Raw genomic sequence first — 12,730 nt, forward strand, 5'->3', positions numbered from 1 at the left:
CTGGCTAAACGCCGCTAAGCCGCCTCTGCCAGGCCCAGCAGAGCCTTGGCGGCACCCTCGTCCGTGATCAGCGTGTTACAGCCGATCCGCTTGATGGTGGCACGGATTGCGACCGCGCGATGCGCGCCGCCGGATGACAGCACGATGTGCTTGGCCCTCTTCAATGTGTCGAGATCCACGGACATGACGCGGCTGTTGATCGAGTGATCGATCGTGTTGCCGTCCTTGTCGAGGAAGTTGAACATCGTGTCGCAGACGCAGCCGGCGTCGATCAGCTGCTGCAGCTCGGCCTTCGAGATCCACCCTTCCGACAGGGAGGTAGAGTGCGGGCCGATGTCGCCACAGCTGACAATCGCGAGATCCAGCGTTTCCGCCAGCCGATAGATCGTGTCCAGGCCACATTTCTCGATGAGGTTCCGCTTCGTTTCCGTCGAATCCACCAGAAGCGGGGCAAGGAACATATAGCATTCGGCGCCGAGCTGGCTCGCGAGGCGCCAGGTGTAGTCGATCGGGTTCGTCTGGTGGACGGCGACGACACCTCCGAGGAGGGAGACGACCTTGCAATTGTCGCGGCGGGGCGGCCGGAAACTTGAGAGCGAAGCCGTCATGGTTCGGCCCCAGCCGACGCCGATTGTGTAGTCGTCTGGAATGGCCTCGGAGAGGAACTGTCCCAACGCAAGGCCAACGCTTTTTGCCAACGAGTTGGCGTCAGGCTGCGCCGGCGCCGGCACGACGATCGCTTCGTCGAGGCCATAGGCGCGCTCGAGTTTTACCGAAAGTTCGACGCAATCGCCGATCGAGTCGTTGATCCAAATCTGCACTTCGCTGCGCTTCATCGCCTCATCGAGCAGGCGGATCACGGTCGTGCGGCTGATGCCGAGCTGTTCGGCGACATCCTTCTGCGTCAGTCCCTGATTGTAATAGAGCCAAGCCGCACGCAACCTAAGGGAGGATGCTTCGGAATAAGCCGTATGCGTGCCACGTTTGAGCTTGACCACATCTCCTCCGAAGCGAATTGCGCCCTAGATCTATCATCAAGCCAGGACAGGTTCGTTGTTCCGCCGATAATGACGGGTGTGACACTTATGTCAATTGAAATGCACAAATGTCCTTGACATATCTGGCGGGGAATAGTGATAGTCGCCGCCAAGAAGTCGCATCCGTGCGACCGAGGAGGTAATGTGCAGGTAAGCGGGACGTCCCATCGGCACTTGGCGGCCGAGGCGTGACGCCGTTTCGAGGGGATGACGCGACCGCTGCTTACATAGGCGGCTCGCAGACTGCCCATTCGTAGATTATTTGCCGGGCGAAGTTCGCATCGGCGCGCAGCTCAAGTCAAAAGGACCAGTAACCATGACATCCAAGCTTGACCAACTCCGCGAGATTACCACGGTCGTTGCCGATACCGGTGACATCGAGGCTGTTGCCCGTCTGAAGCCCGTCGATTGCACGACGAACCCAAGCATCGTGCTGAAGGCACTCGGTACGCCGATGTTCGCAGATACCGTCAAGGAAGCTGTTGCCTGGGGCAAGAAGCAGGGCGGCAATCCGGAGGCCGTTTCCGCCGCCGTTGCCGATCGCCTGGCGATCTCCGTCGGTGCCGCGCTCGTGAAGCTCGTTCCGGGCCGCGTGTCAACCGAAGTCGATGCGGACCTTTCCTTCGATACCGAAGCGTCGCTTGCCAAGGCCCGTTCGATCATCGCTGCCTACAAGGAACGCGGCATCGAGCGTGACCGCATCCTCATCAAGCTGGCTTCGACCTGGGAGGGTATTCGCGCCGCCGAAATCCTGCAGAAGGAAGGCATCGACTGCAACCTGACGCTCCTGTTCTCCAAGGCCCAGGCGGTTGCCTGCGCGGACGCCAAGGTGTTCCTGATTTCGCCGTTCGTTGGCCGCATCCTCGACTGGTACAAGAAGTCGACTGGCAAGGAATTCACGCCTGAGGAAGATCCGGGCGTCATCTCCGTCCGCGACATCTACAACTACTACAAGGGCAACGACATCAAGACGATCGTCATGGGTGCCTCGTTCCGCAGCGCCGGCGAAATCGAAGCCTTGGCCGGTTGCGATCGCCTGACGATCGCGCCGAACCTGCTCGACGAACTCTCCAACGATCAGGGCAAGCTCGAGCGCAAGCTGTCGCCTGATGTGACGAAGCCTGCCCCGAAGATCACCGTCGACGAAAAGATCTTCCGCTGGATGATGAACGAAGACGCGATGGCGACCGAAAAGCTCGCCGAAGGCATCCGTGCCTTCGCCAAGGACCTCGGTACGCTTCGCAGCAACGTTCAGAAAGAACTGCAGCTCGCAGCTGCTTAAGGCTTACGAGCGCTCCAACCAAGAAGGGCGGTGCCATCGGTGCCGCCCTTTTTCGTGTCATATCGACCAGATGCGCTTGGCGTTGGCCTGATAGAGCTTGTCGCGCTCTTCCGGGCTGCAGCCCGAGGTCAGCGCATGGGTGGCAGCGACCCAGGGTGCCAGCCCGCCGCCGAGCGTGCAAACGGGCCAGTCGCTGCCCCAGACGACGCGATCCCAACCGAAGCTGCCGATCGTATGTTCGACATACGGGCGGAGGCTCTCGACCGACCAGTTTTCGAGATCCCCATAGGCGATGACGCCTGAAATCTTTGCCGTCACGTTCGAGCGGCGGGAGAATTCCGTGATGCCCTTGCGCCAGACCTCGCTCATCCCATCCTTGATCGGCGGGTTGGCGCAATGGTCGAGAATGAAGCGAACATCCGGGCAGTGATCGACCAGCGCGAGGATGGTCTCGAATTGATGCGGGAAGACACAGAGATCGAACGTCATGCGGGTGCCGGAGAGGCGCTTGATGTTCTCGCGAAACAGCGGTCGGGCGGCTGTGTCGTCGGGGGCCACGTGGAGGACGCGGCGGAAGCCTTTGACGAAGGGATCGGCAGCCGATCGCTCCAGATAGGCCGCGAAACCATCCTCTTCCGGCCGGCAGGCGGCGATGACGCCACGCACAAGACTGCCCTGGCGGCGGCTGACTTCCCTGACGTAATTCGTCTCGTCGTCGATGCGCGCCGGTGCAACGTCCACTTCCATGTGCAGCACATTGGAGATGCCGCAGCGTAGCGCATCGCGCGCATAGTCTTCATAGAGATTGTCACGATTAAGATCACCCGCGCCGGAGAGCCAGGGATAGTCGAGCGCCTGCCGGTCGACGATGTGCAGGTGTGTGTCGAAGAGCATGCGGTTCCTCCCCTTCATGCCATGCTGTTTGCCGCAAGCTGCGGCGGCGGCGCCGACTGGCTTTTCAGCCACCAGATTTTTCATGCCCGGCCACACAAGATCAACTAGGCTTCCGGCGCAAACCTCGCTCCATCAGGTTGACGCCAATCTGAATATATTGTTTGCATATGAATGAATGCGCCGCAAGCGCCGGAATTTGGGAGGATGTATGAGCCACGGTCTGGAAGGCAAGAAAGTCGTCATCACGGCGGCAGGTCAGGGTATCGGTCGAGCAAGCGCTGAGCGCTTCATTTCACTCGGCGCGCATGTCTATGCGACCGATATCAACGAAAACACGCTTTCCACCCTGGAAGGCGCCGAGAAGCATGTCCTCAATGCGCTCGATGGCGACGCAGTCCGTGCCTTCGCAGCCACGATCGGCCCGATCGACGTTCTCTTCAATTGCGCAGGCTTCGTTCATGCAGGCTCGATCCTCGAATGCGAGGAGAAGGACTGGGACTTTTCCTTTAACCTGAATGCCAAGGCGATGTATACGACCTGCCGTACCTTCCTTCCCGGGATGCTGGAGAAGGGGAAGGGGTCGATCGTCAACATGGCTTCGGTCGCCTCCAGTGTGAAGGGCGTTCCCAATCGCTTTGCCTACAGTGCATCGAAGGCAGCCGTGATTGGCCTCACCAAGTCGATTGCCGCCGACTTTGTTGCCAAGGGTATCCGCGCCAATGCGATCTGCCCCGGTACCGTGGACAGCCCGTCGCTGCACGAGCGCTTGCGTGCGACCGGCGACTACGAAAAGGCACTGAAGGATTTCATCGCCCGCCAGCCGATGGGTCGCATCGCCACACCCGAGGAGATCGCCGCTCTGGTGACCTATCTTGCCGGTGACGAGGCAGGCTTCACGACGGGCCAGATCCATGTCGTCGATGGCGGCTGGACCGGCTAAAGCCATATTGCTCCTGCCGCCATCAAACTGATATCAAAGGCAATCTTGCAGCGGTAGGATTGTGACGGCGGCAGACGCTGGGCGCCGGGAAAGTCAGGTCATGGAGCAACTACGCAGACACATGGTGTTCGTCGTCGCCGTGACCGCTGGACTCGTGACTTTCCTGCTGCTCACCAGCCGCGAGGTCAATCCGCAGAACCTGATTTTTGGCTGGAACGCCGGCGCTATCGTCTTTACGGCGCTCACCTGGCGCCGAATGCTGCGCGCGACCGTCGCTAGCATCCGCGAGAGAGCTGAGGATCTCGACCTTTCAGACGTCTTCCTGATGGCGCTGTCTATTTTGGCGGCGCTCGCCAGCATTGCCGGTATCGCGCTGGAACTTCATGCAGCCAAGGGGGCTGACGCAAGCGAGGCGCTCGTACGATCGCTTGGTGCAATCGCCACGATCCTGATCTCCTGGGCATTCCTGCACACCTTGTTCACGGTGCACTACGCACATCGCTTCTATGGCGGAGAGGCCAAGGGGGAAGGGCTGAAGTTTCCGGAAGGCAATGACGAGCCTATTTATTGGGACTTCCTCTACTACTCCTTCACGATCGGCGTTGCCTCACAGACGGCCGACGTTGCGACGACATCGGTCACCATGCGCAAGCTGACGCTCCTGCATTCCATCCTCTCATTCCTGTTCAATACGACGATCCTGGCCCTTGCCATCAATGTCGGAGCAAGTCTGCTCTAACGCCTTTGGCTGCGTGGAGGGACACACGGATTTGATGTATGAAGCAATCTCATTCTCCAGAGGTTGCCGTGATGGAAGCATTGCCGCGTGAGAGATTGTTGGTCCTTGCCGGCTGTGACGATGCCCGCTTGTGTGATCTCGAGCGCCTAGAGATCATTGGTCCTGGATACACAGGCTATGCCGCAAGCGATGTCAGCCGGCTCCGATTGATACTTGCCCTGCAAGAAGCCGGCATCAGCCTCGATGTGCTGGCGGAAGGTCTGAGGCGGCGGATCTTTACTCTGGAGTTCGCCAATCAGCTGATGTTCGAGCCCGTAACGATGACCGAGGCGTTGGTTTCGGCCGAGGTGGCGGCAGGGCAACTGGATCTCGACGAGCTGAATGGCATAAGGGCATGCGCCAGCTTGCCGCCGCTTTCAGCGGATCAATCGCTTCGCGAGGACGATGCGGAATTTTATCTGGCTGTTGGCGGAGTGCAGGCAGCTTGGTGCCTCCGTTGTCGGGATGGAGCGGGTGCTGCGCGTTTTCGGTCAGTCGGTTCGCCGCTGTGTCGACACGATGCGCGACCTCTTCCGCGGCGAGGTCGAAGAGCCGATGCTGAATGCGGGCCTTAGCTACCATCATCTTCTCGAGGTTGCCGCCACCAAGCGCTTGGCACTGCAGCGGATCGGCTTCCGGATGCTGTTCCTGCTGCAGCGGCGGATGCTGGAGGAGGCGGTGTTCGACAATATCGTCGGAAGGCTGCAGGATGCCCTGCGCGAACACGGGCTGGAGCCTGGCGACGAGGACAGCCTGCCGGCCGTGGCGTTTGCCGACCTTTCCGGCTTCACGGGCTTGACGCATGAGATTGGCGATGTGTCTGCCGCCGAGAAGGCCGCCCGTTTTGAAGCAATCGCCCAGCGGCTCTCATGCGCGTTCGACGGACGTATCGTCAAGCCACTGGGCGACGGCGTCATGATGCTGTTTCCGGATGCAGCCTCGGCGGTGCAAGCATCGCTATCGCTGGTGGAGCAGAGCCGTTTGGATGAGTTGCCGCCTGTGCGGGTCGGTGTAGCGACGGGGCAGGTTGTGCCTCGTGACGGGGATATTTTCGGCCGGACGGTCAATCTCGCGGCGCGCGTTTCGGCCGTTGCCGGGCCGTCCCAAACACTTGTCTGCCTCAATACGCGTGCTGCCGCCGAAGCGGAAGCACGCGGTCTTGCCTTCCAGGGACTGGGAGCTGTTTCCCTGAAAGGCTTCAAGGACTCGGTGCCTCTCTTTGCCGCCCAACGCGCGGCGGCAGGTTAAAGCACCGCATTGCCTGCCATTAGCGCCAGAATCAGGAAGATCAGGAAGATCACCAGCGCGATGCCGAAGAGAACGCGAGCAATCGTTGCCGTTGCGGCCGAGATGCCGGAGAAGCCGAAGAAACCGGCAATCAGCGAAATAACGAAGAATATGAGAGCCCATCTAAGCATGGATTTTTTCCTTTTTGCTCATCGTTTAGATGACGCAGGGCGAGGAAATTTGTTCCATATTTTACGCAACGGTGGGCGCAGGCCGCAGCGGTAGCTGAAAGCGTTGGCGACGCCCCTGGGGAGCGCCGCCGGCCGGATTGCCGTTACATCAGGCCCAGTTGCTTGTAGAAGCCAAGGGCGTCGTAGTAGTCCGACTGCTGCTTGATCACGTTGTTCTCAATGACGAAGACCGAGGCACCGTCGAAGGAGAAGGACTTGTCGGTTGCCTTGGTCCCATCGGCCCAAGGACCGCTGTTCTTCCCTGAGAAGGTCCACTCGAAGGAAACCTTGTTTCCGCTGACGATCGGATCACCCCGCATCTCCCATTTCAGATCCGGCGCAGCGGTCATGAAGTTGTCGATCACGGCCGCCTTGGCCTCGGCCTTGCCGACGGTCGGCTTGCCAACCGATGCGTCGTAGTAGCTGATCTTGTCATCGAAATAGGAAGCGGCCTTGCCGGCATCGTGGGCGTTCCATGCGGCCAGGTACTGTTGAACGACCTCAACCGGCGTCTGATCGGCCGCATAGACCGGCATGGCCGAAAGCGTCGAGGCGAGACAGATGCCTCCGAAGGCGGCAAGAATGGTACGGCGTTTCATTTCGACTCCCCTTTTGTTGCATGTTCTTGTTTGCAGGTTACGGCCCGCCCGTCGGCCCGGCCGCGCGGGATCAACCGTGGTTGATCATTACGTGCCGGACGGCGGTGTAGTCCTCCAGTGCGTAGACGGACATGTCCTTGCCATAGCCTGATTGCTTCAGGCCGCCATGCGGCATTTCGTTGGTGAGCATGAAGTGCGTGTTGATCCAGGTGCAGCCATATTGCAGGCGGGCGGCAGTTTTCATGCCGCGGCTGATGTCCTTGGTCCAGACCGACGAAGCGAGGCCGTAGTCGCTGTCGTTCGCCCAGGTGACGGCATCCTCGACATCGGTGAAGCGGGTGACGGAAACGACCGGACCGAAAACCTCGCGGCGAACGATCTCGTCATCCTGCGTGGCGCCGGCGACGACCGTCGGCGTGTAGAAAAAGCCCTTGTCGCCGGAGGTCTTGCCACCGGTGGTGATTTCCATGTGCTTGTGTTCGGACGCGCGGGCGACGAAGCTTTCGACGCGGTCGCGCTGGCGCTTGGAGATCAGTGGGCCGATCTCGTTCTCGGTGTCGTCGGCCTGATTGAACTTGATCGAGGAGACGGCTGAGGAGAGGTCGGCGACGAACCTGTCGTAGACCTTCGCATCGGCGTAGATGCGGCAGGCGGCGGTGCAGTCCTGGCCGGCATTGTAGTAGCCGAAGCTGCGGATGCCCGCGACAACAGCGTCGATGTCGGCGTCGTCGAAGACGATGACCGGCGCCTTGCCGCCGAGTTCCAGGTGGGTGCGCTTCACGGTCTTGGCGGCTGCCTGCAGAACTTTCTTGCCGGTAGCGACGTCGCCTGTGATCGAGACCATCGAAATCTTCGGATGATTGATCAGGGCATTGCCGACGCTCTCGCCGCGGCCGAGGATGACGTTGACGACGCCTTCCGGCAGGATATCGGCAAGCAGCTTCGCCATCTTAAGTGCGGTGAGCGGCGTCTGTTCGGAGGGCTTGAAGACGACGGTGTTGCCGCCGGCGATTGCCGGAGCCAGCTTCCAGGCCATCATCATCAGCGGATAGTTCCACGGCGCGATGGAGCCGATGATACCGACCGGATCGCGGCGGATCATTGATGTATGACCAGGCAGGTATTCGCCGGCGACGGGGCCGTGCAGATTGCGGACGGCGCCTGCAAAGAAGCGGTAGCAATCGACGATTGCCGGGATTTCGTCGTTCAACACGGCATTGATCGGCTTGCCGCAGTTCAGGGCTTCCAGCGCGGCAAACCCCTCGGCGTCCTTCTCGATCGCATCGGCGATCTTGAGGAGGTAGCTGGAGCGTTGGCCCGGTGTCGTCTGCGACCAGTCCTGGAATGCGGATTCTGCGGCGTCGACGGCAGCGTCGATCTGGGCAAGCGAGGCTTCCGGCAGGTCAAGCACGGTCTCGCCCGTCTTCGGGTTCAGGATGTGCTCTTCCGTTTCCGTGCCCGCTTCGAAACGGGACCCAATCAGCATCGCGGTGTCCATAATGTTCTCCCTTAATTATTTGCCGGCTCCGGCGACCTGGTCGCCGTCGCGAGTGAGGTAGTAGGCTGCCAGGATCGGCAGGAAAGTGACGAGCACGACGACCATCGCGACCACGTTGGTGACCGGGCGTTGGCGTGGGCGGATGAGTTCTTCGAGCATCCAGATCGGCAGCGTCGATTGCTGGCCGCCGGTGAAGGTGGTGACGATGACTTCGTCGAAAGACAGCGCGAAGGCGAGCATGCCGCCGGCCAGAAGCGCGGTCCCGATGTTCGGCAGGATGACGTGGCGGAAGGTCTGGAAACCGTCGGCGCCTAGATCCATCGATGCCTCGATCAGTGAACCCGAGGTGCGGCGGAAGCGGGCGACGGCGTTGTTGTAGACGACAACGACGCAGAAGGTCGCGTGACCGAGCACGATCGTCCAGACCGAAAATGGAATGTCGAACAGGCTGAAGGCCGAGCGCAGTGCAATGCCGGTGATGATGCCGGGCAGCGCGATCGGTAGGATGACGAGGAGCGAGATTGCTTCACGGCCGAAGAACTTCGTCTGGCTTACGGCGGCTGCGCAGAGCGTGCCGAGCACTAGCGCGATCGCGGTGGCGATGCAGGCGACCTGCACGGAGAGGCCGAGCGCTGACCAGACATCCGGGCGGTTCCACGCGATGGCGAGCCATTGCGTCGTCAGTCCCGGTGGCGGCCATTGATAGCTCTTCTCTTCCGTCGTGAAGGCATAGACGAAGATCAAGAGGATCGGCAGGTGTAGGAAGAGCAGGCCACCGGCTGCGGCGATCTTTAGAAGCAGCGGTGAACGCTGGGAACGGTCAGAGCGCATCGAAGGCCCCCTGTTTCTTGGCCAGCCAGAGATAAACGGCCATGATGACGATCGGGACGACGGAGAAGGCGGCCGCGAGCGGGACGTTGCCCGCGGTGCCCTGCTGGGCATAGACCGCCTGGCCGATGAAGAGGCGCGACGAACCGATGATCTGCGGGATGATGTAGTCGCCTAATGTCAGCGAGAAGGTGAAGATCGAGCCGGCGACGATACCGGGCAGCGCCAGCGGGAAAAGTACAGTGCGGAAGGTCTGGCTCGGTGTGGCGCCGAGATCGGACGACGCCTCGATCAGGTTGCCTGGGACGCGTTCGAGTGCTGCCTGTGTCGGCAGGATCATGTAGGGCAGCCAGACATAGACGAAGACGACAAACGTACCGAGATAGCTGACCGACAGCGAATTGCCACCGACAACGGGCAGGTTGAGGATGCCGTCGAGCAGCCAGGACAGGTGCAGCTTCTCGAAGATCCAGGTGAGGATGCCTTCCTTCGCGAGGATGAGTTTCCAGGCGTAGATCTTCACGAGATAGCTCGACCACAGCGGCAGCATGACACCGAGGTAGAACAGCGCCTTCCATTTGCCCTGCGCATAGCGAGCAGCGTAGTAGGCGATGGGAAAGGCGACGACGGCAGAAGCCAGTGTCACCAGCGCCGCCATGATGATGGTGCGGATGATGATGTCGAAATTCGTCGGGCTGAGGAGTTGCGCATAGGTCGCAAGCGTGAACTCGTAATTCACCAGGCCCGAGAAATCATCGATCGAGAAGAAGCTCTGCAGGAGCAGCGCAATCAGTGAGCCGATGTAGATGATGCCGAGCCACAGGAGCGGCGGCGTCAGCATCAGGAAGAGCAGCAGTCTAGGATGGCGCCAGAAGGCGTCCGAGAGCTGTCCGAAGAAACCGCCGCGACCGGGAAGGATCGAGGTCTCGCGCAGTTCCGCCGGTTTGGTGAGGGCAAGCGCTGTCATGCTGCGTCATCCATGTAATGCACGTCGACGGGCTGCCAGACGAGGCGGACGCTTGTGCCGACATCCGGCACGTTGGCGCCGGCCGGCAGCATGACGTGCAGGCGGGTGCCGCGGATATCGACCGAGAGGCGGGTTGCCGCGCCGAGGAAGCTTGCATGCTCCACACGCGCCTCAACGCCTTCGCCGGCGACGTGGATCGCTTCCGGACGCAGGCTCGCCCAGCGCTTCTCGCCGCCGAGCGCGGTCATCATATCGGGCGCAATGACATTGGAGGAGCCGACGAAATCCGCGACGAAACGCGTCTTCGGGCGCCGATAGATGTCATGCGGCGTACCTTCCTGGACGATGCCGCCGTTGTTGAAGACGGCGACGCGGTCGGCCATCGACAGGGCCTCGCCCTGGTCGTGGGTGACGAAGATGAAGGTGATGCCGAGCGCGCGCTGCAGGCTCTTCAATTCCTCCTGCATCTGCTCGCGCAGCTTCAGGTCGAGCGCGCCGAGCGGTTCGTCGAGGAGAAGGACTTTCGGCTTGTTGACGAGGGCGCGGGCGAGCGCCACACGCTGCCGCTGGCCGCCGGAGAGCTGTCCGGGTTTGCGCGCGCCGTAGCCGGGAAGCTTCACAAGCTCTAGGGCCTGCTCGGCGGCTTTGGTGCGCTCTGGCTTACCGACACCCTTGACCATCAGCCCGTAGGCGACGTTGTCGAGGATGTTGAGATGCGGGAAGAGCGCGTAGTCCTGGAAGACGGTGTTGACGTTGCGGCGATAGGGCGGGATGCCTTCGGCGGTCTCACCGAAGATTTCGATGTGGCCGCCCGTCGGCTGCTCGAAGCCTGCGATCAGGCGCAGGCAGGTTGTCTTGCCGGAGCCGGAAGGGCCAAGCATGGCGAAGAACTCGCCGGGCGCGATTTCGAGATCGACGCTGTCGACGGCGCGGACCGGCCCGAAATGGCGCGAGACCTGTTGGAAACGGACGGCGGGAATCATTGTAAAACTCCGGGATGTTGCGTCTTTCATCTTCCCAGCGGGAAGGATGCGGCCCAAGGGGCCCCGACGAGGGGACAATTCGGCGTTCCGTCGTTGCCCCCAGCGCTCGGACGTTTCGCTCTTGTCTTCATTGTCCCCTCGCCTTGCCCTCAGCGGGCGCCTTCTCCGCTTGCGGAGAAGGAGAGGCTGTGCGGGCGGATTATCGTCCGCCGATCACACCGATATAGTCGGAGACCCAACGGTGATACGGTACGCACTCGCCCTGCGTTGCGCATTTGGCCGTCGGCGTTCTCCAGAACTTGATCTTGTCGAAGTGATCATAACCGTTCGTTGAGCAACCCTCGTCGGTCAGCAGCTCGTTGCCCTTGCAGGCAGCGGGAACGGAAGGAACGGCGCCGAACCAGGCAGCGGCATCGCCCTGGACCTTGGCCTGCAGCGAATGCTCCATCCACATGTAGGCGCAATTCGGGTGTTCGCTGTCTACATGCAGCATGGTCGTGTCAGCCCAGCCGGTGGCCCCTTCTTCCGGGAAGGTGGAGGCGATCTTCTGTTTGTCGGCTTGCATCAGGTTGACCTGGAACGGCCAGGAACCGGAGGCCACGACGCCTTCGTTCTTGAAGTCGTCGATCTGGATCATCGCGTCGTGCCAGTAGCGGGAGACGAGCTTGCGCTGGCCGCGCAGCAGGTCGAGCGCCGCCTTGTACTGGTCTTCGTTCAGTTCATAGGGATCCTTGATGCCGAGTTCCGGCTTGTGCGCCATCAGGTAGAGAGCGGCATCGGCAACGTAGATCGGACCATCATAGGCCTGGACACGGCCCTTGTTGGACTTGCCGTCGGGAAGGGTTTCTTCCTCGAAAACGACCTTCCAGCTGGTCGGTGCCTTATCCTTGAAGGCATCGGTGTTATACATCAGCACGTTCGGCCCCCAGAGATAGGGAACGCCGTAGTGGACGTCTTTGACCGTGTACCATGCGCCTTTCTGCAGGCGCGGATCGACGTTCTTGAAGCTCGGGATGAGATCGGTGTTGATCGGCTGGACACGCTTGCCTGCGATCAGGCGAAGCGACGCGTCGCCGGAGGCCGTGACGAGGTCGAATCCGCCTTCGTTCATCAGCGAGACCATTTCGTCGGAGGTCGCCGCCGTCTTGACCGACACTTTGCAGCCGGTTTCCTTTTCGAAGCCGGTGACCCAGTCGTAGCTCTTGTCGCTTTCACCGCGTTCGATGTAGCCCGCCCAGGCTACGATGCTGACAGCACCTTCGCCCTTGCCAAGCGCCTTCAGCGGTTCGGCTGCGGCAACCTGCGTCACGAAGCTCACGCTCGCGAGGGCAGCAGTGCACGATTTCAGAAGATATTTCATCTGATGTCTCCCGGTTGTTGCCACTTTTCGTGGCGTTATGTTCCCGGTTGAAAGGTGCGCTGAATTTTCCGGTTTCGCAAATTCATTTATCAGAAAGGCGATATCGG

At 60.9% G+C, this 12,730-nt stretch carries 13 protein-coding genes; 4 read left to right on the forward strand and 9 right to left on the reverse strand.

The features are described from left to right. Positions 1–14: 14 nt before the first annotated feature. Positions 15–998 (reverse strand): sugar-binding transcriptional regulator, encoded by a 984-nt coding sequence (locus RHIBUN_RS0105965; RefSeq protein ID WP_025658858.1) that lies wholly within the window; start codon positions 996–998, stop codon positions 15–17. Between the two features lie 355 nt (positions 999–1,353). On the opposite strand from RHIBUN_RS0105965, the gene tal reads away from it, so the two are divergent. Further along, the gene (tal, locus tag RHIBUN_RS0105970) at positions 1,354–2,319 is read left to right on the forward strand and encodes a transaldolase (RefSeq protein ID WP_025658859.1); all 966 of its coding nucleotides are present in this window, start codon (positions 1,354–1,356) and stop codon (positions 2,317–2,319) included. A 57-nt stretch (positions 2,320–2,376) separates the two neighbouring features. Here the strand turns inward: tal and RHIBUN_RS0105975 are convergent, their stop codons facing one another. Then, a complete protein-coding gene (locus RHIBUN_RS0105975) occupies positions 2,377–3,213 on the reverse strand; it encodes an amidohydrolase (RefSeq protein WP_025658860.1) in 837 nt (278 codons plus the stop codon). A gap of 208 nt (positions 3,214–3,421) precedes the next feature. Between RHIBUN_RS0105975 and RHIBUN_RS0105985 the strand changes: the two genes are divergently transcribed. The 3 genes from RHIBUN_RS0105985 to RHIBUN_RS33120 all read left to right on the forward strand — a co-directional run bounded on the left by RHIBUN_RS0105985 (position 3,422) and on the right by RHIBUN_RS33120 (position 6,179). Next, positions 3,422–4,153 (forward strand): SDR family oxidoreductase, encoded by a 732-nt coding sequence (locus tag RHIBUN_RS0105985; RefSeq protein ID WP_025658861.1) that lies wholly within the window; start codon positions 3,422–3,424, stop codon positions 4,151–4,153. Between the two features lie 100 nt (positions 4,154–4,253). Continuing rightward, entirely contained in the window at positions 4,254–4,892 is a 639-nt protein-coding gene (locus RHIBUN_RS0105990) for a DUF1345 domain-containing protein (RefSeq protein ID WP_026371708.1), read from the forward strand. Between the two features lie 444 nt (positions 4,893–5,336). Then, on the forward strand, positions 5,337–6,179 hold the full coding sequence (locus RHIBUN_RS33120; protein WP_245271634.1) for an adenylate/guanylate cyclase domain-containing protein: 843 nt from the start codon (positions 5,337–5,339) through the stop codon (positions 6,177–6,179). Here RHIBUN_RS33120 and RHIBUN_RS35150 read toward each other — a convergent pair. From RHIBUN_RS35150 to RHIBUN_RS0106030, 7 genes are all read right to left on the reverse strand, one after another. After that, positions 6,176–6,349 carry a DUF1328 domain-containing protein gene (locus tag RHIBUN_RS35150; protein WP_018856498.1) on the reverse strand — a complete coding sequence of 58 codons (174 nt, stop codon included), beginning with the start codon at positions 6,347–6,349 and terminating at the stop codon, positions 6,176–6,178. The genes RHIBUN_RS33120 and RHIBUN_RS35150 overlap by 4 nt on opposite strands. Before the next feature lie 143 nt (positions 6,350–6,492). Then, positions 6,493–6,987 carry an ester cyclase gene (locus RHIBUN_RS0106005; protein ID WP_018856499.1) on the reverse strand — a complete coding sequence of 165 codons (495 nt, stop codon included), beginning with the start codon at positions 6,985–6,987 and terminating at the stop codon, positions 6,493–6,495. 70 nt (positions 6,988–7,057) lie between these two features. Then, positions 7,058–8,485 (reverse strand): gamma-aminobutyraldehyde dehydrogenase, encoded by a 1,428-nt coding sequence (locus RHIBUN_RS0106010; RefSeq protein WP_025658862.1) that lies wholly within the window; start codon positions 8,483–8,485, stop codon positions 7,058–7,060. A 15-nt stretch (positions 8,486–8,500) separates the two neighbouring features. Continuing rightward, complete coding sequence (locus RHIBUN_RS0106015) at positions 8,501–9,316, reverse strand: ABC transporter permease (protein WP_018856501.1); 816 nt, start codon at positions 9,314–9,316, stop codon at positions 8,501–8,503. Continuing rightward, the gene (locus RHIBUN_RS0106020) at positions 9,306–10,280 is read right to left on the reverse strand and encodes an ABC transporter permease (protein ID WP_018856502.1); all 975 of its coding nucleotides are present in this window, start codon (positions 10,278–10,280) and stop codon (positions 9,306–9,308) included. Before RHIBUN_RS0106020 ends, RHIBUN_RS0106015 begins: the two co-directional genes overlap by 11 nt. Continuing rightward, complete coding sequence (locus RHIBUN_RS0106025) at positions 10,277–11,263, reverse strand: ABC transporter ATP-binding protein (RefSeq protein ID WP_025658863.1); 987 nt, start codon at positions 11,261–11,263, stop codon at positions 10,277–10,279. The genes RHIBUN_RS0106020 and RHIBUN_RS0106025 overlap by 4 nt, the downstream gene beginning before the upstream one ends. A gap of 199 nt (positions 11,264–11,462) precedes the next feature. Beyond that, the gene (locus RHIBUN_RS0106030) at positions 11,463–12,623 is read right to left on the reverse strand and encodes an ABC transporter substrate-binding protein (RefSeq protein ID WP_018856504.1); all 1,161 of its coding nucleotides are present in this window, start codon (positions 12,621–12,623) and stop codon (positions 11,463–11,465) included. Positions 12,624–12,730: the final 107 nt, after the last annotated feature.

The sequence above is a fragment of the Rhizobium sp. IBUN genome, from assembly GCF_000510625.1.
GTDB classification, from domain to species: Bacteria; Pseudomonadota; Alphaproteobacteria; order Rhizobiales; family Rhizobiaceae; genus Rhizobium; species Rhizobium altiplani.